This window comes from Helicobacter sp. 11S03491-1, from assembly GCF_002272835.1.
Lineage (GTDB): Bacteria > Campylobacterota > Campylobacteria > Campylobacterales > Helicobacteraceae > Helicobacter_J.
In genome coordinates this window covers 1-22,645 of the sequence record NZ_MLAO01000002.1, presented here as the reverse complement: position 1 = coordinate 22,645, position 22,645 = coordinate 1, and the positions used below count along the sequence as shown (strand labels likewise).

At 34.4% G+C, this 22,645-nt stretch carries 21 protein-coding genes, 1 tRNA gene and 1 pseudogene; 13 read left to right on the top strand and 10 right to left on the bottom strand.

Annotation, left to right across the window (positions count from 1 at the left end; genetic code table 11):
- Nucleotides 1-54: 54 nt before the first annotated feature.
- The 6 genes from pssA to hisA all read right to left on the bottom strand — a co-directional run bounded on the left by pssA (nt 55) and on the right by hisA (nt 5,451).
- Nucleotides 55-759, bottom strand: coding sequence for a CDP-diacylglycerol--serine O-phosphatidyltransferase (pssA, locus tag BKH45_RS01350; protein ID WP_095273680.1), 705 nt, complete (start codon nt 757-759; stop codon nt 55-57).
- Nucleotides 756-1,367 (bottom strand): phosphatidylserine decarboxylase, encoded by a 612-nt coding sequence (locus BKH45_RS01345; RefSeq protein WP_095273679.1) that lies wholly within the window; start codon nt 1,365-1,367, stop codon nt 756-758. The genes pssA and BKH45_RS01345 overlap by 4 nt, the downstream gene beginning before the upstream one ends.
- Nucleotides 1,368-1,370: 3 nt before the next feature.
- A complete protein-coding gene (ftsH, locus tag BKH45_RS01340) occupies nt 1,371-3,290 on the bottom strand; it encodes an ATP-dependent zinc metalloprotease FtsH (RefSeq protein ID WP_095273678.1) in 1,920 nt (639 codons plus the stop codon).
- Nucleotides 3,291-3,322: 32 nt separating this feature from the next.
- Nucleotides 3,323-4,225: a 50S ribosomal protein L11 methyltransferase gene (locus tag BKH45_RS01335; RefSeq protein ID WP_095273677.1), complete on the bottom strand. Its 903-nt coding sequence runs from the start codon at nt 4,223-4,225 to the stop codon at nt 3,323-3,325.
- Between the two features lie 9 nt (nt 4,226-4,234).
- On the bottom strand, nt 4,235-4,609 hold the full coding sequence (locus BKH45_RS01330) for a chemotaxis response regulator CheY (protein WP_095273676.1): 375 nt from the start codon (nt 4,607-4,609) through the stop codon (nt 4,235-4,237).
- A 119-nt stretch (nt 4,610-4,728) separates the two neighbouring features.
- Complete coding sequence (gene hisA, locus BKH45_RS01325; protein WP_095273675.1) at nt 4,729-5,451, bottom strand: 1-(5-phosphoribosyl)-5-[(5-phosphoribosylamino)methylideneamino]imidazole-4-carboxamide isomerase; 723 nt, start codon at nt 5,449-5,451, stop codon at nt 4,729-4,731.
- A 178-nt stretch (nt 5,452-5,629) separates the two neighbouring features.
- Between hisA and BKH45_RS01320 the strand changes: the two genes are divergently transcribed.
- Entirely contained in the window at nt 5,630-6,232 is a 603-nt protein-coding gene (locus BKH45_RS01320) for a phosphatase PAP2 family protein (protein WP_095273674.1), read from the top strand.
- A gap of 2 nt (nt 6,233-6,234) precedes the next feature.
- Here BKH45_RS01320 and dcd read toward each other — a convergent pair whose 3' ends face one another.
- The gene (gene dcd / locus BKH45_RS01315; protein ID WP_095273673.1) at nt 6,235-6,804 is read right to left on the bottom strand and encodes a dCTP deaminase; all 570 of its coding nucleotides are present in this window, start codon (nt 6,802-6,804) and stop codon (nt 6,235-6,237) included.
- A 111-nt stretch (nt 6,805-6,915) separates the two neighbouring features.
- On the opposite strand from dcd, the gene accB reads away from it, so the two are divergent.
- The 12 genes from accB to BKH45_RS01255 all read left to right on the top strand — a co-directional run bounded on the left by accB (nt 6,916) and on the right by BKH45_RS01255 (nt 19,997).
- A complete protein-coding gene (gene accB, locus BKH45_RS01310) occupies nt 6,916-7,386 on the top strand; it encodes an acetyl-CoA carboxylase biotin carboxyl carrier protein (RefSeq protein WP_095273672.1) in 471 nt (156 codons plus the stop codon).
- Between the two features lie 4 nt (nt 7,387-7,390).
- Entirely contained in the window at nt 7,391-8,749 is a 1,359-nt protein-coding gene (locus tag BKH45_RS01305; protein ID WP_095273671.1) for an acetyl-CoA carboxylase biotin carboxylase subunit, read from the top strand.
- A gap of 40 nt (nt 8,750-8,789) precedes the next feature.
- Complete coding sequence (locus BKH45_RS01300; RefSeq protein WP_095273670.1) at nt 8,790-9,440, top strand: hypothetical protein; 651 nt, start codon at nt 8,790-8,792, stop codon at nt 9,438-9,440.
- A 4-nt stretch (nt 9,441-9,444) separates the two neighbouring features.
- A complete protein-coding gene (pseC, locus tag BKH45_RS01295; RefSeq protein ID WP_095273669.1) occupies nt 9,445-10,566 on the top strand; it encodes a UDP-4-amino-4,6-dideoxy-N-acetyl-beta-L-altrosamine transaminase in 1,122 nt (373 codons plus the stop codon).
- A 59-nt stretch (nt 10,567-10,625) separates the two neighbouring features.
- Nucleotides 10,626-11,108 (top strand): hypothetical protein, encoded by a 483-nt coding sequence (locus BKH45_RS08710; protein ID WP_143428364.1) that lies wholly within the window; start codon nt 10,626-10,628, stop codon nt 11,106-11,108.
- 46 nt (nt 11,109-11,154) lie between these two features.
- Nucleotides 11,155-11,232, top strand: a tRNA-Met gene (locus tag BKH45_RS01285).
- Between the two features lie 668 nt (nt 11,233-11,900).
- Nucleotides 11,901-13,928: a TonB-dependent receptor gene (locus BKH45_RS01280; RefSeq protein WP_095273668.1), complete on the top strand. Its 2,028-nt coding sequence runs from the start codon at nt 11,901-11,903 to the stop codon at nt 13,926-13,928.
- A gap of 159 nt (nt 13,929-14,087) precedes the next feature.
- Nucleotides 14,088-16,271 carry a TonB-dependent receptor gene (locus BKH45_RS01275; RefSeq protein WP_095273667.1) on the top strand — a complete coding sequence of 728 codons (2,184 nt, stop codon included), beginning with the start codon at nt 14,088-14,090 and terminating at the stop codon, nt 16,269-16,271.
- Nucleotides 16,246-17,208, top strand: a complete 963-nt coding sequence (locus tag BKH45_RS01270) for an iron ABC transporter permease (protein WP_257874471.1) — start codon at nt 16,246-16,248, stop codon at nt 17,206-17,208. Before BKH45_RS01275 ends, BKH45_RS01270 begins: the two co-directional genes overlap by 26 nt.
- Nucleotides 17,202-17,987 carry an ABC transporter ATP-binding protein gene (locus BKH45_RS01265; protein WP_095273665.1) on the top strand — a complete coding sequence of 262 codons (786 nt, stop codon included), beginning with the start codon at nt 17,202-17,204 and terminating at the stop codon, nt 17,985-17,987. The genes BKH45_RS01270 and BKH45_RS01265 overlap by 7 nt, the downstream gene beginning before the upstream one ends.
- A complete protein-coding gene (locus BKH45_RS01260; RefSeq protein WP_095273664.1) occupies nt 17,984-18,793 on the top strand; it encodes an ABC transporter substrate-binding protein in 810 nt (269 codons plus the stop codon). Before BKH45_RS01265 ends, BKH45_RS01260 begins: the two co-directional genes overlap by 4 nt.
- Before the next feature lie 34 nt (nt 18,794-18,827).
- Nucleotides 18,828-19,997, top strand: a complete 1,170-nt coding sequence (locus BKH45_RS01255; RefSeq protein WP_095273663.1) for an MFS transporter — start codon at nt 18,828-18,830, stop codon at nt 19,995-19,997.
- A 40-nt stretch (nt 19,998-20,037) separates the two neighbouring features.
- Here the strand turns inward: BKH45_RS01255 and BKH45_RS01250 are convergent, their stop codons facing one another.
- From BKH45_RS01250 to BKH45_RS08790, 3 genes and pseudogenes are all read right to left on the bottom strand, one after another.
- A complete protein-coding gene (locus tag BKH45_RS01250; protein WP_095273662.1) occupies nt 20,038-21,462 on the bottom strand; it encodes a Do family serine endopeptidase in 1,425 nt (474 codons plus the stop codon).
- A gap of 77 nt (nt 21,463-21,539) precedes the next feature.
- Nucleotides 21,540-22,031: a DNA-deoxyinosine glycosylase gene (locus tag BKH45_RS01245; protein ID WP_095273661.1), complete on the bottom strand. Its 492-nt coding sequence runs from the start codon at nt 22,029-22,031 to the stop codon at nt 21,540-21,542.
- A gap of 79 nt (nt 22,032-22,110) precedes the next feature.
- Nucleotides 22,111-22,443: pseudogene (locus tag BKH45_RS08790) on the bottom strand (DUF815 domain-containing protein); the annotation flags it as partial.
- Between the last annotated feature and the right edge of the window lie 202 nt (nt 22,444-22,645).

Genomic DNA, 22,645 nt, shown 5'->3' with positions numbered 1-22,645 from the left:
AAGTCTATCTTTTATTGTCTTAAAAATTGCTTTGATATTTCTTATTAAAATATATTAAAATCTTTTTATAAACATTCGCACAATCAAAAACATCCAACGCAAAATTCCATAAAGCACATAAAGGGTCATTAAAACACTCAAAACTTCTGTAGGTCTTAAAAAAGCTATAGCTAAAAGAATTAATAATATTACAAATGACTTAAGATTCCATTTGATTTTTTTAAAACTCGGGTAACGAATATTGCTTACCATCAGGATGCTCAAGATAAAAGTAGCGATCAATATTGCATAGCCATATTCGACACCAAAAAGATTATATTTTATATCCACTAATATCCAAAGCATTATCAAAACTGCTGCTGATGGGATTGGAAGCCCTACAAAAGAGTTAGGCTCGCTTTCAGAAGTAGCAATATTAAATCTGGCCAGTCGGATAGCTCCAAAAATCACAAATAAGCCTGAAACAACAATCCCATATCTTCCATATTCTCCGCCAATATAGAAATACACAAGCATCGCAGGAGCAACACCAAATGCAACCACATCTGCTAATGAATCAAATTCCACTCCAAATTTGCTTGTTGTATGCGTCATTCTGGCAACTCTGCCATCAAGCCCATCAAGTATCATTGAAGCAAGGATTAACCAACAAGACCATTCAAACATAGCATTAGATGAGAACATAATGCTCATAATACCTAAAAAGATACTCCCTGCTGTAAATAAATTAGGAAGCGCGTATAAGGGATTTATATTCATTTGATATATCCTATGAGAGTTTGTCCGCCTTTAATTTTATCACCAACATTGGCTTTAAGATCCAAAAATTGAGCAGGAAATCGCAACATTAACTGCCCTAATTTCATAAACCCCATCCTGTCATTAGCAACAAAAGCAGATTTTTCGTAAATATTCGCAGAAGAAAACACTTGGGGATAAAGCTCCATTTCAAAATGATAATCTTGTTTTGAAGAAAAAATAATTTTGGTGTTGAAAATATTTTTGAAAGATTCTTGAATAAATCTCAAAAAAAATCCATTTATTTTTGAAACCTCATAATTTGAAATACCTATTGGAGCTCTCAAAACACCCACATCAAACCAATTCACATCAATTAAAATACAAATTCTTTCATTGTCATTATAAATTTTAACAATTTCTCCATCAATAGGAGCGATTAAAATAGGGTTAAACGGATCAGATGCCAACCTTTCGGGATTTCTAAAAATAAACAACCACAAAAATAACCCCAAAAAGGATAAAAATATAAGCAAATGCCATCCCCACCACAAAAAAATGAGCACTGCCAATACAAGAATAACAGTGCCTTTATAACCTTCTTTTGCAATAAGTTGTGTTTTTGTCATCTGCTAACTCTCTTCTCTGCTTACTAAGCGTGTGTTGAGGGAATTTTGAATTTCATATTCAGAAATAATCTCTCGCACTCTTGCCCCTTCAATAACTTCTTTATCAAACAATTCTTTAACCATTTTTTCAATAGCTTCTTTATAGTCTTGCAATGTTTGTTTGACATGAATATAGCGTTGATTTAAAGTCTCTTTAATAAAGCTGTCCATATTTTCAGCCGTTTTTTCACTAAATTCACGAGAATTTCCTAGTCCTCCCCCCAAAAAGGAGTTTCTGGGCTTTTCTAGCACCATCAAACCACTCACATCTGTCATCCCATAATAACTTACCATTGATTTAATAATATCTGTCGCTCGCTCCAAATCATTACTCGCCCCTGTTGAAATCTCACCCAAGAATACATCTTCAGCAGCCCTCCCCCCAAGCAAAACATCTACTTCTGCAATCAATTCATGTTTTTGCATTAAATATTTATTTTCTTCAGGAGTGTTTAATGTATAACCAAGCGCTGCCATACCCCTGGGAATAATAGAGACTTTATTAACCCTTGCTGAACCCTCTGTCATTTCTGCAATCACAGCATGCCCACTCTCATGATAAGCAACAATCTTTTTCTCTTTGGGAGAAATTCTGCGAGATTTTTTCTCCAATCCGGCTATACCTCTTTCTACAGCTTCTTTGAGATGTTTTTGACTCACTTCTTTTTGATTGCCCCTCCCGGCAAGCAATGCTGCTTCATTGATAATATTCGCCAAATCTGCGCCAGCAAGACCCGCTGTAAGCTTTGCAATTTCTTGCAAATCTACATCGCGCGCCAATTTAACTGATTTGATATGTACTTTTAAAATTTCTACTCTACCATTAAAGTCAGGTTTATCTACAAGCACTTGTCTATCAAATCGACCCGGTCTAAGCAACGCAGGATCTAAAACCTCAGGTCTATTTGTCGCTGCCAGAACAATTACAGGAGCATTTTCAGAACCAAAACCATCCATTTCTGCTAATAATTGATTGAGTGTTTGTTCCCTCTCATCATTCCCGCTAATCATTCCCCCCGCAGCACGAGATTTACCAATTGCATCTATCTCATCAATAAAGATAATACTGGGGGCTTCTTTTTTTGCCATTTCAAATAAATCTCTCACCCTACTTGCTCCAAGTCCTACAAACATTTCAATAAAACTGCTCCCGCTCATTGAAAAAAATGGGACATTTGCTTCTCCCGCTACAGCCTTTGCTAAAAGTGTTTTTCCGGTTCCCGGAGGACCTACTAACAAAACTCCTTTAGGTATTTTTGCACCCAATGAAGCATATCTATCGGGATATTTAAGAAAATCTACAATTTCAACAACTTCTTCTTTTGCCTCCTCATTCCCTGCCATATCATCAAATTTTACCTTTGGTTTTTCAGCATTTACAAGTTTTTTAGAACTTCCCATTCCAAAAATACCCCCACCCATGTTTTTTTGCATACGATTTGCCATAAACATCCACAAACCCAAAATGATAAATACAGGCAGAAGCCAACCAAACATTTCAGTAAAAAAATTTGATTCACTAAAGCCACTATAATCAATCTTTTGCTCATCAAGCAAAGGCACAAGAGATGGATCTTGAACTTTTTTAGCAATATAGACTATTTTTTGCCCATTTGCGCTTGTGCCTGTAGCTTTAATGATTGTTTGCCCAATACTTACAGAAGTTACTTCTTTGTTCTTAATCAATTGTTTTAGATCATAATAATTAACATTCTTGCTGCTTGTTGCTCCAAAACGCTCCATCAAGCCACCATCATCAGGGCTCATAATTCTGAAAGCAATCAAGGCAACCACTGCAAATATAATAAACAATATTAAAGGATTTTGCGTGAATGGTTTTTTATTATTAGGATTATTTGGATTTTGGTTATTGTTTTGTGCCATCTTTTCCTCTTTTTTAATTTAAATTAATTATATTATTTTTGTGTAAGTTTTAATCCTACCCAGCCTTCTTTGTTTAAAATGCCCAGTATTTTAAAATCACTAAATTTATCTAAAACAGATTGCTCATACTCTTTTAAGATTCCTGATAATATCAAAATTGAGCAAGGTTTTAAAACATTCATAAAATCTTGAGAAAGAATTTTAATAATATCTGCCAAAATATTAGCGACCACAACATCATATAAATGATTTGTCTTATCCACAGAACCTTGCCAAATTTTATCAATATTCAATCCATTGAGAGCGAAATTTTTTTTACTCTCAATAATAGCAAATTCATCAGTATCACACAAATGAACATTGCCCCCAAGCTTTTTAGCGCCTATAGATAAAATCCCACTCCCACAACCCACATCAAGAATATCTTTTCCTTTCAAAGAGGTCTGACATAAAAATTCAAGACACATAGAAGTGCTTGCATGATGTCCGGATCCAAATGCCAATGCAGGGTCGATCACAATATCAATCTTATCTTTTAGGGGTTGATACCAACTTGGTCGGATGTAGAATTTTCCCTGTACAATAGGAATAATGCTATTTTTATAATTTTCAATCCAATCTTCATTTTTACAAATTTTTGTCTGATAGGCAAATCCAATGACATGTTCCAATCTTTCAGACAACTCAAGACATAAATTCTCGATCAAAGCAATAAGCTTGTCTTGAGGATTTGATACTGAATAGACTATGTAGGCTTTTTGGGGTAAGCATAAAGATGAAATATTGAAATACACAGGATGTTGGAGAATTTTTGAAATATCTGATTGGATATCTTTTTCTTCAATCCCCTCGCCTGTAATTTCAATAATAAAGTCAGCAAAAACCTCTGCGCAATCACTGGGGATTATGATTGTCTCAAAATAGTGTTCTTGCATAAAAACCTTTTATTCATTAGTACCCAACACAACTTCAAGCTTTTCTTTAAGAACCTGAGGGGTGAAAGGCTTAACAATATAATTGTTTACTCCTGCTTTCAAAGCAGTAATTACCTCTGCTTTTCCCCCTTCTGTAGTAACCATAATAATTGGAATTTCTGTATATCTGGGATCTGAGCGCACTTTTTTGACAAGATCAAGACCATTCATTTCAGGCATATTCCAATCTGTTATCAAGATCTCTATGCCCTCTGTTGTATCTAATAATTGCCATGCCTCTATACCGTGTTCTGCTTCCAAAATATCCTCATAGCCCAATCGCTGAAGAGTATTTTTTATAATCCTTCTCATTGTAGAACTATCATCTACTACCAGCAATTTCAATTCCTACTCCTTAAAAAATCTTAATGAAATGTTAAATAAATAGTCTTTCTATAAAAACTCGCTTTTAGAATAATAACACATTTTAATAATAAATAACCATGAAAAAATTTTTAGATATTTTATGCAAATCTTTTTAAAATCGACTCCAAATCTACTCTACCCTCATAATAAGCCTTACCTATAATGACACCGCCTTTGATATTTTGTCGCTTAAATTCTTTTTCCAACTCCAACACATCTTTTTCATCTTTAAGCCCTCCGCTTGCAATACAAAAATGATCGCTTACTTTGGCTATTTGTAAAGTCAAATCAATATTGAGACCATTCAAACAACCATCTCTACCAATATCTGTGCAAATTAAAGCATCAATAGAAGTACTTTTAAATTCTCTTGCCAAATCTAATGCTTGCATTTCAGAAGTTTGCGCCCATCCCTCAGTAGCAACCATTCCCTTTTTTGCATCAATTCCAACTGCTATTTTATATGAGACTGCCATTTCTTTAACAAAAGAAGGATTCTTCATAGCAACCGATCCTAGCACCAACCTATCTATCCCCATATCAACATATCTCTTTATTGTTTTTTCATCACGAATTCCTCCGCCAAGTTGGATTTTGAGATTGCAAGATTTACGAATCGCCTCAATTTCTTTAAGATTTTTAGGTTCGCCACAAAATGCACCATTAAGATCAACAACATGAACCCATTTTGATCCCATATCTTGAAATTTCCGAGCAAACTCTTTTGCATTTCCATAAATTTTTGCACTTGCCATATCACCTTGATGCAGCCTAACTGCTTGGCCATCTTTTAAATCAATAGCAGGGAATATTTCTAACATTATAGCTATATCTCCTTTTGAATTTTTCTTTGTATTCTATACCATAATACTATGATACCAAAATTCAATTTGGTATTCTACAAACTTTAAGTCTTGTATCCAAAACATTTCAAACAAAGTAATCTCTCTAATATAAAAAATATGTAATAATACACACTATAAAATTTAAGGACTATTAATGAATAAATTAAAAATATTTTTTACTATTTTAATCTTAGTAAGTATGATGACGCAAGTTCAAGCACGAAAAAAAGATGCATTTGAAATTTATGGAGATATTTTTCAATTTTTGCCTGCAATGGCAGCTGTCTATTCTCTGACTCAAAAAGATTATAAAGGATTGGGCTATCTGGCAATTGGGACAGGGAGTGTGCTTGCAACAACATTTGCTATCAAGTATAGCTTTGTAGGAATTTCTAAAAATCACCCCAACTGGGCAAAAATCAGTCAAAGACCCAATAATGGAAGCTATGATGGATTCCCATCAGGGCATACCGCATCAGCATTTTCCGCAGCCGGCTTTATGCAGAGACGTTATGGATGGCAATGGGGAGTTCCCACAACAATTTTAGCAACTTTGGTGGGAATTTCAAGGATTACTGCACAAAGACATACCGTCACTCAAGTTATTGCAGGAGCTATTTTGGGATATGGAGTTTCTTATCTTGTTACAGATAAACTCAACAAAAATATGAATATCAACATAGATGTTGATCAAGAAGAAATTTCCAAAGGCATCTATCAAAACACCTATGGATTGTCTGTAAGCTACAGATTCTAAAATTATTTTAAAATTTTAGGCAAAGTAATCCCCTGCTGTCCTTGATATTTACCGCTTTTATCTTTGTAACTTACCTTACAAGCCTCATCTGCTTGCAAAAATAACACTTGAGCGATCCCTTCATTGGCATATATTTTTGCAGGCAAGGGCGTTGTATTAGAAATTTCTATTGTGATATGACCTTCAAATTCAGGTTCAAATGGTGTTACATTCACGATAATCCCGCATCTTGCATAGGTACTTTTTCCCAAACAAATCCCAAGAGTATCTCTGGGCATCTTAAAATACTCTACCGTCCTTGCCAGCGCAAAAGAATTAGGAGGCACGACACAATAGCCTTCTTTGGCTGCATTAATTTTCACAACATTACTATGATCGAAATCTTTAGGATCAACTATTGTTGCCCCAACATTCGTAAAAATCATAAATTCGTCCCCAACTCTAATATCATAACCATAACTGCTCAACCCAAAACTAACAACATTTTGCCCAAATTGCTCTTCACAAAAAGGATCTATCATGCCATGATGGAGACTCATTTCTTTGATCCAATTATCGGATTTTAAACCCATAAAAAACCCTTCCTTAATTTTTAAATTAAACTTGTGGTATTATACCAAAGACAAAAAACGATTATGTAAAATCGGAAATTTCAAATCATAATTAAAAAGGACGACCCAGCTATGAACCTCGCAGAAATAAAAAAACTCATTGAGATTTTTAATCATTCAGACATCATGCGTTTAAACCTTAAGCAGGATGATTTTGAAATCAAACTTGATAAGCAATCTTCCTGTGTTCAAACACCTGCATCTATCCAATCCCATGTGTCTCTAGCCAATCATCAACCTGTCCATATTGGAACAACAACGCCAAATGCAGCCCCATCAAATGCAACAACAAATTCTGAAAGTGAAGAGTTTATTACTTCTCCAATGGTAGGGACATTTTATCGATGCCCATCTCCGGATTCTGCTCCTTATGTCAATGTTGGAGATACTATCAAGAAAGGTCAAACTATAGGTATCATTGAAGCGATGAAAATTATGAATGAAATTGAGGCAGAATGTGATTGCAAAGTGATTAGCCTGGAAGTCAATGACGCTCAACCCGTAGAGTTTGGCACAAAGCTTGTTAAAGTAGAGAAAATTTAATATCATGGAACAAATGCAAAAAAAATCACTTCAACGAATTCTCATTGCCAATCGAGGAGAAATTGCGCTTAGGGCTATACGCACTATTCAAGAAATGGGCAAAGAAGCCATTGCTATTTATTCTACAGCAGACAAAGACACGCATTATCTTGATATTGCGGATGCCAAAGTATGTATTGGAGGTCCAAAATCCTCTGAAAGCTACCTCAACATACCTGCAATCATGAGTGTAGCTGAATTATTTGATGCTGATGCAATATTCCCCGGATATGGATTTTTGAGTGAAAATCAAAATTTTGTAGAAATTTGCTCTCATCATGGGATTGAGTTTATAGGTCCTAACGCAGAAGTAATGGTAATGATGAGTGACAAATCCAAAGCCAAAGATGTCATGAAAGAAGCCGGTGTCCCTGTCATTTTGGGCAGCAATGGAGCTCTTAAAAGCTACAAAGAAGCCCAAGAAGTAGCTGAAGAAATTGGTTATCCTGTCATCATCAAAGCTGCTGCAGGAGGTGGGGGAAGAGGAATGAGAGTTGTAGAAGATCCTAAGCTTTTAAAAAATCTTTACTTGGCTGCTGAAAGTGAGGCTTTAAGTGCATTTGGCGATGGGACTATTTACATGGAAAAATTCATACGCAACCCCAAGCACATAGAAGTCCAAATTCTTGCAGACAAACATGGCAATGTGATCCATGTAGGTGAGAGGGACTGCTCTGCTCAAAGAAGACAGCAGAAGTTAATTGAGGAAACTCCCGCAATAGTCCTGGATACAGAAGTGAGGAAATCTCTTTTAGAAACTGCCGTAAAAGCAGCCAAATATATTGGCTATGTAGGAGCGGGTACTTTTGAGTTTCTCTTAGATGCTAATCATAAAGATTTCTATTTTATGGAGATGAATACCCGACTTCAAGTAGAACATACTATTAGTGAAATGGTAAGTGGTCTGGACATGGTAGAATGGATGATCAAAATTGCACAAGGTGAAGAATTGCCCAAGCAAGAAAGCATTATTTTAAAAGGACATTCTATTGAATGTCGTATTACAGCTGAAGATCCTGAAAAATTTTATCCTTGTCCGGGCAAAATTACCAAATGGATTGCTCCGGGAGGCGCGCATGTAAGACTTGATACCCATGCTTATGGAGGTTATAATGTCCCTATGTTTTATGATTCCATGATTGGCAAGCTGATTGTCTGGGGAAATAATCGAGATAAAGCAATTGCAAAAATGAAAAGAGCCTTAAGAGAATTTTGTATTGAAGGGATCAAAACAACCATTCCCTTTCACTTAAAAATGATGGATAATGCTGATTTCAAGCATTCTAAAATACATACCAAATATTTAGAGCAAAATATGGAATAACAAATGCTTGTATTGATGAAAATATGCCAAAGGAATGGGAATGAAGATTGCTCCTTTTCATACATCAGCATCTAAAGACAAAATCCTCTCACAGCACACTCAAAAAACTACTCAAGAGGAAAAGCAATTAAGAAATATTCAAAATTCTCAAGATTCTATTGAGATCAACGACAATCAACTCTCTCAATCTACAAAAAATATTAATAATGCTATTGGTTCTCTTCAAATAATTATTAAAAGTATTGATGAAATGACTCATCAGAGCAAAGCCCTTCTCAAAATAGCGCAAGGATCATCTAAAGAAGACCCGGAGGCTAAAAATCTCAAAGAAGAGATTGTCAAAACATTCAATAATGCTACCTTTGATGGAGAGAATGTTTTTGCTAAAAACTATCGCTCCCTTACTTCAGACATCAAACTTGATGCCCATTCAATCAGACCTTCTGAGATAAAGATAGAAGATTCTAAAAATATTTCTGCTTTTATCAAAAATCTTGATACTCAAAAAAAATATGCCAAAGAAGCCATCAATCTTCTTAATGAGAAACTTGAAAAAGATCTTGAAAAACTTGAAAAAACAGATAAGAATTATGATGTCTTAGATAAATCTGCGCTCAAAGAAAAACAATTCAAAGATTCTCATCAAACCCAAGGAATTACTTTAGAAAAATTAACAAAATTATTGGGATAAAATGATGAATCCTTATAGCACACAGCTTATTGAAGAAGATGATAAAAAAGCAGTCCTTCATGCCCTCTCAAGCCCCCATCTCACTCAAGGTGCTCTCATTGAAGAATTTGAAACCAAACTTTCAGAGTATTTAGGCATCAAGTATATACTTGTTTTTAACTCTGCAACCTCAGCTCTTTATGCTACTTATAAAGCAATTGGATTGGATGCCAATCACCATGCCCTCACCTCTCCTATTAGTTTTGTTGCTACAGCTAATATGATTCTTGAATGTGGATCTTTGCCGATATTTTGTGATATAAAAAGAGATGGAAATATCAATGAAAATCTAATAGAGTCTCTCATTACTCCTCAAACAAAAGCCATTGTAAGTGTTGATTATGCAGGCAATAGCGTTGAAGCACAAAGCATCCAATCTATTTGCAAAAAATATAACCTTGCTTTTGTCTCTGATAGCTCCCATGCATTTGGAGGAGAATACCATCAACAAAAAATCGGCACACTTGCAGATGCAACTATTTTTAGCCTTCATGCTATCAAACCTATTACAACCGCGGAAGGGGGGATACTTGCCACCAATAATTCTGCAATCTATGAACAAGCCAAACTGATCCGTTCTCATGGCGTTATCAAGAAGAAACTCTGGAACACAGATGTCATCACAAGCGGGTTTAACTTTCGAATGACAGATTTACAAGCAGCCTTAGGTATCTCGCAACTCAAAAAAATTCAAAGATTTTTGAATATTCGTGAAGAAATTGCACAATTTTATGATAAGGCTTTCATATCTAATCCTTATTTTTTTACATTACATCAAAATCTATTACACAAAACAACCAACCATCTTTATCCCATTATTCTTGCACCGGAATTCTGGTGCTCCAAAGAAGAATTATTTAAGAATCTCCAACAAGAAGGGCTTGGAGTTCAAGTCCATTACAAACCCATTTATGAATTTAGCTTATATAGGCAAATTTTAGGAGAGATTGAGCTCCCTAATGCAAGAGATTTTTATCGCGCAGAAATTTCAATACCTTGCCATCAAAAAATGAATTTAAATACGGCAAAAGAAACTGTGGATAAAATCTTGAGAGTTTTTGAAAAACTCAAGATATGTAAAGAATAATTTTAAAGTAATTTTGGAGCGATTTTTGCTGGGAATTGTAAAAAATTCGGAGTGCTTGTATGGAAATCAATTCACAATTACCAAAAACATCTTTATACAATTTACTCAATAATCAAACTTCAAAAGATCAAAACCTCACTGCTGAAATTTCACGCACTCAAAACCCTAAGCAAAAAAAATCTCCCGAAACTCTCCCCCAAGAAATTCAAACGCCTCCCCCGGAAGATATAGAAAAAAGACAAACTTATGGGTTACTTGTTCTGGAACTTATGAGTAATGATGAGTATGATGCATTCAAAAGAGCAACTGCAGGAATGAGTGAAGGAGACAAGATGCTTGCAGCCCAATCTCTTTATAGCTTAACAAATTTCTACAATGGCAAATATAATTCTCCGGATCACCAACAAGCCCTAAAACCATCAACTCCCTATGAAAAAAATGCGCAAAAAGCTTTTGGCATACAAATGCAAAATCTGGATCATTTTTTACAACGCTACAAAAATGCTTATAATACCCTTCAAAAAGTGGATATTACCCTTTGATTATTGACTTTTTAAGCGATTTCACTTATAATTACGATCCTTTTAGGTCAAGGTAGCTCAGCTGGTTTAGAGCGCTGGTCTCATAAGCCGGAGGTCGGGAGTTCAAGTCTCCCTCTTGACACCACCCCTATTTTCCCCATTTCCTTAAAATATATCAAAATATATTCAAAATTATTTGCAAATAGGAACGAATAGAATCAAAATAGCCAAAAATACTATTAACTTCTTTTTTGATGATTTTAAAAACTAACAAAAATAACCTAAGAGAATTATACAAAAGTATTTGCCTGTATTGCCTACCCCTCAGAGATCATATTCTCATCAGTATGCCAACTCACAAAAGATAACGGCTGTCTTTTATTTTGAATTCTATTTAAAAAATTATTAAGCTATTCCAAAATCCAAAGAATGTATCCACTTAGACTTTATATTAATTTTCAAACAAAGCAATAATCTAAACCGCGATTTATAGACATTCTTTATATTTATTAATTAATCTTATATCTAAATATATGATATAACTTGCTTCTTTATATTAATTATCTCTCTCCTAAACACTCCATCTTCTAATTAAAAAATAAAATTTAATTATTTGGTTTATTCCTTGCTTATTTTTAAGATTCTATTATATATAATAATAATCGTTATTATAATTATATTTTATAACAAAGTAAAACTTTGAAATAAATTAGCAACTCCAGGAACGAAGCAGGATTTTATATCTTGTCGCAGTGATCTTAACGTTCTTTAGAGTGCCAAACCAAAAACAAAATACGAAAGGTTATTAAACAGATGAAATTATACAAAATTCTAATCACGGCTTCTTTGTTATTGCAATACCTAAATGCAATTGATGAAATTGATGCCACACTCAACAAAGTAGTAACTTCAGCTACGGGATTTGATACACAACTAAAAGATGAGGCAAGAAATATGTTTGTTATCGATAAAAAGACTATTGAAGATAAAGGTTATCAATCTATTGAACAAGCCCTAACTTACATCCCTATAGTAACTTTTTCAGGCTCTGCATTTGGCAATGAAATAGATATGCGTTCTCAAGGTGGAGATGCTAAAACAGCTGTTAAAGTCCTCATTAATCGCGTCCCTATCAATGCAATGAACACTCATGGTTTTACTGCATTTAATTCTATTAACATTGAAGATATTGAGTCTATAGAAGTTTTACCGGGGGGAGGGGCAGTAGTATATGGGAATGGGACACGTGGAGGGGTTATTAATATTGTAACCAAACGCAATCCTCGTGATTATGCCTCAATGACACTTAAAGGCGGGAGTTATGAAGCCTCACAAACAGGTTTTACTCAATACAACCTCTCTGGTGGGAAACGCATTACTGAGAAATTCTTTCTCAAAGCTAATGCCTCCATTCAAACTCAATTGGGTTATCGCAAACAGCAAGATCTTACCAATTGGTTTGGAGATATAGAAGCTCTTTATGACTTCAATGAGAATCACTCACTTGATTTTAATGCCACTTACTCCTATAGCAAATCCCTTACTTCAAGCAACCTTACTTATAAACAACTCAAAGCTGATAGACGCTCTGCCGGAAGAACAACAACAGACAGAAATCTGGACTTTTTCATGACTTCATTGCACTACAAAGGCAAAATAGGTAATAATTTAGAATTTGATGGTTTAGGTTATTATCAATTTACCCAAAACTATTATAAAAATATCACAAAGACCCCTGCAAAAGACATCATAGGCAATCCTACCTTATTTTATAGCGAACAAGGAGGGATTAATCTCAAAGGTAAATATAGCATCACCAAAAATATCTTAATGTTTGGGGTTGATTCTATTTATGGAGGAAGCATTATTGGAAGCAAATCTCCTCCAAGAGGAAGTACTTCCAGTGATACACTATACACGGGAGATAGCCGATGGGCAAACTCTATTTATATACTCGATCAAATCAAACCTTTGAATTATTTTGACATTACAGCAGGAGCAAGATATGAAAATAGCTATTACAATATCTACAAAAAAGCGAAAGGGCAATCAAAAAATCTCTATTTCCAAACTCGTTTCATCAATAGCTATGCCCTAGAGCTTACCCCTAATTTCAAATATTCAGATACCGGGAATGTGTATGCCAAGTATGAACGCGGCTTTATTGCCCCTTTGGCATTTTATCTCCTTAGAAGTGATGAGAGCGGGACAAATATTAATAAAAAACTTTTACCATCTACTTATAACACCTACGAGCTAGGTTGGAAAGATGAATTTTCTTGGACATTTCTCTCACTCACAGCCTATTATACGGATACTCAAAACGAGTTTCTTCTTAATATGATTGATAAATCCAGATTTTACTACACTTATGAGAATATAGGACGCACTTCTAGAATGGGGATAGAATTAGCAGGCATGCAAGAATTTTTTGATGTTTTTTCTATCGCAGAATCTATCTCTTATGTAGATACCAAAATCACCAAGACAGTCACTTCAAATGCAAAAAATAAAAGGGTTCCTTACACCAATGAATACAAAATGACGCTTAATTTTAACTATGATTTTTACAAAAAAGATAAAACTCTGGCAAGTATTTTTTTAAATAATTCTTTTTTGGGTCCTCGTCTAGATAACAACTTTGCAAAAATGGACGCTTATATTTTAGGGGATCTTGGGATAAAATTCTTAAAAGATGGTTTTACGTTTAACCTAGGAGCACGCAATATTTATAACGCACTCTATATTGATTATCAAAGTTATGCTTCTTATTCACAAACTACCGGTTATATCCCTGCCCCAGGCAGAAGTTATTATGCTGAACTCCGCTATTCTTTTTAGAATTTTATTATTTTTTTGTCCTAAAGTTTATATATTTCTAGTATTTTATATAACTAGAAATATATAAAAATAAGATTTATTGTCTCTATCTTTTTAAAGGAATATAAAGTAATTATCATCTATAATGATAATAATTACTACAACTAAAAGGATAGAATAATGAAAAAACGCAAAATATTAGCTTTAAGCGTATTTTTATTCCAAATTTTATACGCCGCCAATCAAACAGAAGCCACATTAAATAAAGTAGTAACTTCAGCTACAGGATTTGACATGCAACTAAAAGATGAGCCTAGGAATATCTATGTCATAGATAAAGATCAAATTACAAATAAAGGCTATCAATCTCTGGATGAAGCACTCAAATATGTGCCGCTTTTGAGTTTTTCTAATAATGGCTTTGGAGGGAATATTGATTTAAGAGGGCAAGGAGGAGAAGCGAATATGGCTGTCAAAGTCCTGGTTAATCGCGTCCCTATTAATCTTTTAGATACGAGCCATGGAACCACGCCTATCAATATGATTAACATTGAAGATATTGAGTCTATAGAAGTTTTACCGGGGGGAGGGGCAGTAGTATATGGGAATGGGACACGTGGAGGGGTTATTAATATTGTAACCAAACAAAATCCTAAAAACTTTGCCAATCTAACACTAAAGGGTGGCTCCTACCAAGCTAAAAATACTTTATTTGGAAGGGCAGACATATCAGCAGGTAGAAATTTTGGCGAGAAATTCTTTCTCAAAGCCGATGCAAGCGTTGCCAATACAAATGGATACCGAAGGGGAGATAGTCTTTTTAATTATTATCTTGGAGGGCAAGCACGCTACCAAATTACCTCCAATCAGTCCTTAAACCTCAATGTTAATTATTCCCATTCACTCTCTATCACTTCTCCAGCCCTCAGCTTTGAGGAGATCAAGAAAGATCGAAGGGCGCAAGGAAAGGGCAAAATCAAGAGTTTAGAAGATTTTGTAAGCACCTCCATAGATTATCGTATCAAAACTGATTCATGGGATTTTGATTTGTTAGGTTTTTATGAAATGAATCACACCAACTACCCCACCAATATTTCTCAAGCCCAATCACATGGTCAGACAACACCCTTTGATGAATCCGGAACAAGCTTTTTCAATCAAGCAGCCGGATTGAATTTTAAAGGCAAGTGGGATAAATACAAAAATACTCTTTTGTTTGGCTATGACTTCCTCTACCAAAATACCCTACGAGATTCCAAATCTCATTATGTCGTTACGACAACAGCAAAAAAATTTCCCGGTATGCCGCTAGATACTACTACACATAAACCTACAATGATTGATTTGACTTCAGGAATTTTGAGGGATCATTTTTGGACAAGCAATCTTAATGCACAAAAATTATCCAACTCTTTTTATATTCTTGATAGATATAAATTCTTTAAATGGTTTGAACTCAGTGGTGGGGCAAGATATGAAAATAGCCTTTATAGTTTAGGTAGAAATAAATTCACTCGCGTTAATGCTGATAGCAGAATGCTTTTTACTGTTTTAGCAGACTATACAGGTCCCGATGGTAAAAACGATCCATATTTTCACCTTCATGAATCCAAAAATAATTATGCCCTAGAGCTTACCCCTAATTTCAAATATTCAGATACCGGGAATGTGTATGCCAAGTATGAACGCGGCTTTATTACCCCATCTCCCAACCAACTTATGGATTCTAACAAAAAAGGACTTTATTATAATGGTCTTAAACCTGAGAAATATGATACTTTTGAATTGGGTTGGAAAGATGAATTTGCTTATAGCTATCTCTCAGCTACCCTTTATTATACACTCACTCAAGATGAAATCAATATCAATCAAATCTCTCATGGTCTTATCTGGAATTACACCAATCTTAATCAAACTCAAAGATTAGGAGTAGAATTGATTGGCATTCAAGATATTTTTAATTCCCTTCATCTAAATGAATCCCTCTCCTATCTGGATGCCTCAATAACTAAAGGTATCAATAAAAATAAAAAAGTGCCTCTAGCCAAAGATTACAAAATTACATTAGGAATTGCTTATGATATTCTCAAAACCACTCGCCAACTCTTAAGCATTTTTACTAACAACAGCTTTTTTGGTCCTTCTGTAGATAATAGTTATTCTAAAGTTGATGCCTATATCCTCACAGATTTAGGATTTAATTATAGTTTCAAAGGATTTAAATTCAATGGAGGTATTCGCAATATCTTCAACACTCTTTATTATGAATATCAATTAGCTAAAAGCCAAGATCAATTTATCACTGCAGGCTATATCCCTGCCCCAGGTAGAAGCTATTATGCTGAACTCCGCTATGATTTTTAGACTTTACTTATTTATTATTTTATCCTACATAGTGGTTATCCCTATAGCCTTAAGTATTGGGAGTGTTTCTCTTGAATGGAGCAATCCGGATACAATGGCTAAAATTATTTTAATGGATATTAGAGCGCCTAGAGTTTTGATGGCAATATTGATTGGTATGCTGCTTTCAACATCAGGACTGGTTGTCCAAAGTGTTTTTATCAACCCTATTGCAGACCCCTATATTATAGGCATTGCTTCAAGCGCTACATTTGGGGCAATCTTAGCCTATCTTCTAAAAATGCCTGATTTTTACTATGGAATTTTTGGATTTGTTTGTTGTGTTGGATTTTCATTGTTGATATTTTCTATTTCAAAAAGACAAAACATCACTACATTACTTGTCATAGGTATCGCAATGTCTTCATTTTTAGGAGCATTCACAACTTTGGGTATTTATCTTATCGGGGAAGACTCTTTTAAAATTATAGCTTGGCTTATGGGTTATCTTGGGGGTGCTTCATGGAAAGAAGTGTTTATTCTAATTATTCCGGTGACGGGATGTTTGATTTATTTTTATATCAAAAGATTGGAGCTTAATATTCTTCTAAGTGGAGATGATGAAGCCAAAAGTCTTGGTATAAATGTTTCAAAATCCAAAAGATCTCTTTTGATTGCCAGTTCTTTAGGAGTAGCATTTTGCGTAGGGTTTAGCGGTTTGATAGGCTTTGTTGGTCTTATTATCCCCCATACAATTCGCATACTTCTAAAAACTAATAACCATTCTCTCTTACTTCCTATGTCTTGCGCATTGGGTGGGGTATTTTTGCTTGTTTGCGATACTTTTGGAAGGGTAATCCTTGCTCCTATAGAAATTCCCATTGGTGTGATCACGGCTTTTTTTGGAGCACCTTTTTTTCTCTATCTTGCGTTTCAAAAAAGTTTCAAACCATGCTAGAATCCATCAGTATCCAAGAATTAAATTTTAGTTACCATACCCACAAAATTCTCCAAAATATTAATTTTGAAGCCAAAAAAGGTGAATTTATTGGGATACTAGGCAGCAATGGGAGTGGCAAAAGCACTCTCATCAAACAAATTTTGGGCATTTTAGAACCCGATGTAGGGTATATCAAAATTATCAATAAAAATATCACTGATTATTCTCATAAACAATTAGCTAATATTCTTGGCTTTGTGCCTCAAAAGTCCTCTTTATCAATGCCATTATTGGTTGAAGATGTTTTGTATATGGGGAGATATTCTTACTTACAAAATCCACTCAAAGGTTATGACCAAAATGATATGCATCATATTGATACCATAGCCAAAATGCTTCACATCCATCACTTAAAAAAGCGTGTTATTCTCACTTTGAGTGGAGGCGAATTTCAGAGAGTTTTATTGGGGCGGGCTTTAGCCTCTTCACCTAAAATTCTTTTGCTTGATGAGCCCACAAGCGCTCTTGATATTAATTATGCAATTGAAATAATGAAAATCTGCGAAAAATTATCTTTGGAGAATCAAATAACCATAATTGTAGTTTTGCATGATTTGAATTTAGCAAGTTTATTTTGCACAAAAATATTTTTTCTCAAAAAAGGAGAAATTCTTTATCAAGGTCAAGTAAGCGAATTATTTAATCCGGAAATTTTAGAAGAAGTCTATGGATTTGCTTGTGATGTGATTACCCATCATGGACGTCCATTTATTATCCCAAAAAAGGAAAAAAGATGAAAAAAATATTATTGTTATTGTGCTTGTTTTTAGACTTTGGATTCTCTAAGCAAGCTTTGATTGTTTTGGACCCTGCAAGTATTGAGATTCTGTATATGCTAGAGAGAGAAGATAGTATTCTTGCTATTGCAAATATGCAAAACTCACAAATTTACCCCAAAGAAAAAACTTCAAAACTTCAAAGTGTAGGGACATTTTCACACCCCTCTCTTGAAAAAATTATTGCCCTAAAACCTGATATGGTTATCTTAAGTTCTTATAGCTTAAATCTGAAACAAAAACTTGAAACCTTTGGAATCAAAACTCTCTATCTCAAAGCTGACAATCTGAATGAAATAGCTCAAAATATAAAAACCTTAGGCGACATAGTTGGCGAAGAAGAAAAAGCCAAAAAACTCATTGCTGATTATAAAGATAAGATCAAAAATATCAAAAAACACCCTCTTCATAAAAAAGGCGTTTTGATTTATTCAGACTCCCCCTTAATGGTTTTTACACCAGGCACTTTGCCTGATGATATTTTGCAAACTCTCGGGATTACAAACATTGCTAAAGATGTCGCCGGAGCAAGACCCATACTCTCTGAAGAATTTATTCTCAAAGAAAATCCTGAAATTATTTTATATGGTCTTAGGGTTCGCAATCAAAACGATCTTTTACGCACCAATCCTTTGCTATCTAAGACAAAAGCAGCAAAAAATGCGCGAATTTACTATATCAATGCTTATTCTCTACTTCGGGGCACTCCAAGAATTATTGATAATATTATTAAAATACAAACTCAATTTAATTCTATAAAAAATTAAGTATAATCAGTTCTTTATTTTTGGAGATTTATTAATGTTTAGCAAAAAAAATATTGAATGCTTTATTTTGTTGGGAATTATTTTTATAACGCTTAATTTACGAGGTCCTATTACCGGGGTTGGTCCTATTATTGAGCTTATTAAAGATCAATATCAATTTTCTAGCGCTACTGCCGGACTCATTACTACATTACCACTTTTGGCCTTTGCATTTTTTTCCCCATTAGTAGCAAGATTTAAATACGCTATTACTATGTTTTATGGCATTATTATGATTATTTTAGGAGAAATAATTCGCTCTTATTTGGGAGAAATAGGTCTTTTTATAGGGACTTTGATTATGGGAGCAGGGATTGCTATTGCCAATGTGTTACTCCCTAGCATTATCAAAACAAAATTTCCAAAAACATTTGGCAAAATTATGGGTATTTATTCTCTTGTTTTGACCATATCTGCAAGCATTGGTGCGGGGATTTCTGTACCTCTGGCTATATCTTTTGGCTTTGGTTGGCATCATACGTTAGCTATTTGGGCTCTTATAGGCGTCATAGCTTTGATATTGTGGTATCCTCATCTGGGAGGTAGAAGGAAATACAAAACTTCAAAAATCACACAAGGAGACTCAAAGGCTATTTATCACTATAGTACAGCTTGGTGGATTACGTTGTTTATGGGTGTGCAATCTTTAATTTTCTATAGTGTTGTGGCTTGGTTCCCTTCTATCCTAATAGGCAAAGGCTTTAACATGCACTTTGCCTCCAATATGACACTTTTATACCAAGTATGTTCCATCCCCATAGCCTTGCTTGCTCCTATAGCTATCACAAGAATCCGCAATAAAAATAAACATCTTTTGACAGGTGCTCTATGCTTTTTGTATGGTTTTGCTTTTGGGATTTTATATCTCTATCACAATACGATGGCTGTACTTATAGCAACAATTTTACTTTCTTTCCCAATGGGCGGCATGTTTGGAATTGCACTTCTGTTCATTTCAACAAAAGTATCCCACCCTCAAAAAGTAGCCCGACTCTCCGGAATGTCTCAGTCTCTTGGTTACTTAATTGCAGCAGTAGGACCTATATTTTTAGGGTTCATTTATGATTTGTCCCATTCTTGGAATCCGCCTCTTATTTTGTTTATTATCCTTACATTTTTACTTCTATTTTTGGCTTATAAAGCAAGCAATGCTAAAGTTATCTAACTCTTAACTCCCTTTTGAAGGGGAGTTAAATAAAAAGAGACTATTTAGTTACAATTGTTTTAATGCCATTATTCCCATAAACAAGTATTCTTTTTAACTTACCTTTATATTTATCAAGAGCTTTGGTAAAGTCTGCTGTATTCTTAATGCTAATATCTTCAATTTGAGAAATAATATCTCCTTGCATAAACCCGGCATCTTCTGCAGGTGAATTTTCTGCAACTGAAGTAACCATCACCCCATTAATATCATTAGGAATTTTATATCTTTGTCTGATTTGAGGAGTAAGTGTTTCTACTTTTAGCCCGCTAAGCTGTCCTTGTGCATTGTCTTTTGGCACAGTTACTTCTTTTTTGCTACTATTTTTTCTCTCCCCTAAAATAATTGTAGCTGTATGCTCTTGCTTATTCCGAATATATTTGATAGTGATTTTTTGATTAGGACTCAGTGAACCAATAAGATTCTTAAGTTCTGCAGCATTATCTATTTTTTGACCATTAACTTCTGTAATCAAATCCCACACCATTAATCCTGATTTTTTTGCCGGAGAGTCTTTTTCAATACTGATAACAACTGCACCTTGCTTGTCATTATAAGTTCCTCTTAAATCATTGGTAATATCTTGAATCCCTACACCCAAATAACCTCTTTCTATTTTTCCATTTTTAATGAGCTCTGTTGCGGTAGTCTTAACCATATTTGAAGGGATAGCAAAACCAATACCTTGATTGCCCCCTGTTCTTGAAATGATGGCTGTATTAATCCCAACAAGCGCACCTCTACTATCAATCAATGCACCTCCGGAATTTCCCGGATTAATAGAAGCATCGGTTTGGATAAAATTTTCATAGTTATTAATCCCCATTCCATTTTTATTCAATGCAGAAATAATTCCTTGTGTCACAGTTTCTCCTACTCCAAATGGATTTCCTATAGCAAAAACCAAATCCCCCATACGCAAATCAGAACTATTGGCAAATTTAATAAAAGGCAAGTCTTTCTTGTTGATTCTAATCACTGCTATATCTCCATCAGGATCTGCCCCTACAAGTGTAGCAGAATACTCTTGTGTGCTTCCCGGCAAGGTAACAGTGATTTTATCTGCACCATCAATAACATGATTATTCGTAACAATATAACCATCAGGAGAAATAATCACTCCGCTTCCTAGCGCTCTCTCAATTCTATCTTTTGGAATTTGACTATACAAGTCTCCAAAAAATTGTTGGAAAAAAGGATCATTAAACATGGGGTTATTTGTCATCTGATTTTTAATCTTCTTTTGTGTAGAAATATTCACAACCGCTTTTGAAGCTTGCTGCACGGAATCATTATAAGAATAAATCGTCCCGGGCGCAATATCAGGGCTCACACGTTTATTAACATTTGGCATATCTTGGATACTAAAAGCACTTAAACTCAATGCTCCTGCCAAAATAGTGCTTATCAAAACTTTATACTTCATTGTAACTCCTCATTAGATGGTTTTTAAACAAAAATTTTAGACAAAAATCATAAATAGTTAAAAAACTAAGCAAATTTTTATATTTTTTTAGCTACGACGCTCCATTCTTTTAGCAATAAATCCAAGCTATATTTTGCATTTGCCGCACTTGTGGAGGGCAAAACAGTAATTTCTTGTTTTGTAGAAGGGTAAGAGTATTTTAAGTATAATTCCCCTGCTTTTTTGCCATTAGCAAAAATCCTTTTGATGGGAGCTAATCTTAAAATTCTATTTATATCATTAGCGATAACATTCTGAATGCAGGCATCGCTAGATCCTTGAATATCACATTGTCCAACCACATCCCACAAAGCAATATGATGCATTAACAAAATTCCTTTTTTCATTTCAATACTCTCTAAGTTCTCCATCCCAAATAAACGAGATAGAATTTTCCAAAAACGATTTTGAGAATGAGCATAGTAAAAGCTTTCTCTAGATTTTTTTGATGGAAAACTTCCAAGAATCAAAATTTTGCAATCTTCATCATAAACAGGGTTAAGGGGATGTTTCAAAGCATATTCTCTCAATTATTTATCCTAATTTTATATCTCTATTCAACTATTTTTCATAATTCTATATTGATAACAAAATATATTATATTATTTATTAAAAGTTTTTAGAGTCACAGAAATAAAACACTACTCTAACCTCAAAAACTAACCAATTTTGATGTATTTCTTGAATATTTTCTTCTTCAACAATAAGGTGTCGTCTGTTTGAGGTTACACACATCTCAATTTCAATCACGCGCAATGTAATATGGAATTGGTTGAGAAATTTTGTGAGTACTCCTTTTATCATTGAGCTTTTGCCACATCCTCTGTCACCCCAAATAAGAACATGGAAAGCAGGGTTTTTATTACAAAATGCCAGGGTATTTTTCTCTAATTTTCCTATTTCTTCTTCTAACCCTAAAAGAGTGTTTGTATCTAAATAATCAAACTCTTTAACAAAGAAATACCAACCCCAACACCCTCATCACTTTGACAGATAAATTGGAATCATTAAGATTTTGATGTTAGTTTGATTTTGAATGTATGTCAATTTTTTACAAATAAATCACAAAGATCATCAGAGATAAAATACAAAGAGCTAAACCCATCTTTTGGTAACAAAAAACCGGGCTTTTAGCGCTTTTTTG

Excerpts from the sequence above, each read along its gene's own strand:
- BKH45_RS01270 (WP_257874471.1), top strand. The coding sequence starts at position 16,246 with ATGCTGAACTCCGCTATGATTTTTAGACTTTACTTATTTATTATTTTA.
- BKH45_RS01335 (WP_095273677.1), bottom strand. The coding sequence starts at position 4,225 with ATGCAAGAACACTATTTTGAGACAATCATAATCCCCAGTGATTGCGCA.
- hisA (WP_095273675.1), bottom strand. The coding sequence starts at position 5,451 with ATGTTAGAAATATTCCCTGCTATTGATTTAAAAGATGGCCAAGCAGTT.
- BKH45_RS01250 (WP_095273662.1), bottom strand. The coding sequence starts at position 21,462 with ATGAAGTATAAAGTTTTGATAAGCACTATTTTGGCAGGAGCATTGAGT.
- BKH45_RS01265 (WP_095273665.1), top strand. The coding sequence starts at position 17,202 with ATGCTAGAATCCATCAGTATCCAAGAATTAAATTTTAGTTACCATACC.
- dcd (WP_095273673.1), bottom strand. The coding sequence starts at position 6,804 with ATGGGTTTAAAATCCGATAATTGGATCAAAGAAATGAGTCTCCATCAT.
- BKH45_RS01300 (WP_095273670.1), top strand. The coding sequence starts at position 8,790 with ATGAAGATTGCTCCTTTTCATACATCAGCATCTAAAGACAAAATCCTC.
- BKH45_RS01260 (WP_095273664.1), top strand. The coding sequence starts at position 17,984 with ATGAAAAAAATATTATTGTTATTGTGCTTGTTTTTAGACTTTGGATTC.
- pseC (WP_095273669.1), top strand. The coding sequence starts at position 9,445 with ATGAATCCTTATAGCACACAGCTTATTGAAGAAGATGATAAAAAAGCA.
- BKH45_RS01280 (WP_095273668.1), top strand. The coding sequence starts at position 11,901 with ATGAAATTATACAAAATTCTAATCACGGCTTCTTTGTTATTGCAATAC.
- BKH45_RS01320 (WP_095273674.1), top strand. The coding sequence starts at position 5,630 with ATGAATAAATTAAAAATATTTTTTACTATTTTAATCTTAGTAAGTATG.
- ftsH (WP_095273678.1), bottom strand. The coding sequence starts at position 3,290 with ATGGCACAAAACAATAACCAAAATCCAAATAATCCTAATAATAAAAAA.
- BKH45_RS08710 (WP_143428364.1), top strand. The coding sequence starts at position 10,626 with ATGGAAATCAATTCACAATTACCAAAAACATCTTTATACAATTTACTC.
- BKH45_RS01275 (WP_095273667.1), top strand. The coding sequence starts at position 14,088 with ATGAAAAAACGCAAAATATTAGCTTTAAGCGTATTTTTATTCCAAATT.
- accB (WP_095273672.1), top strand. The coding sequence starts at position 6,916 with ATGAACCTCGCAGAAATAAAAAAACTCATTGAGATTTTTAATCATTCA.
- BKH45_RS01305 (WP_095273671.1), top strand. The coding sequence starts at position 7,391 with ATGGAACAAATGCAAAAAAAATCACTTCAACGAATTCTCATTGCCAAT.
- pssA (WP_095273680.1), bottom strand. The coding sequence starts at position 759 with ATGAATATAAATCCCTTATACGCGCTTCCTAATTTATTTACAGCAGGG.
- BKH45_RS01345 (WP_095273679.1), bottom strand. The coding sequence starts at position 1,367 with ATGACAAAAACACAACTTATTGCAAAAGAAGGTTATAAAGGCACTGTT.
- BKH45_RS01255 (WP_095273663.1), top strand. The coding sequence starts at position 18,828 with ATGTTTAGCAAAAAAAATATTGAATGCTTTATTTTGTTGGGAATTATT.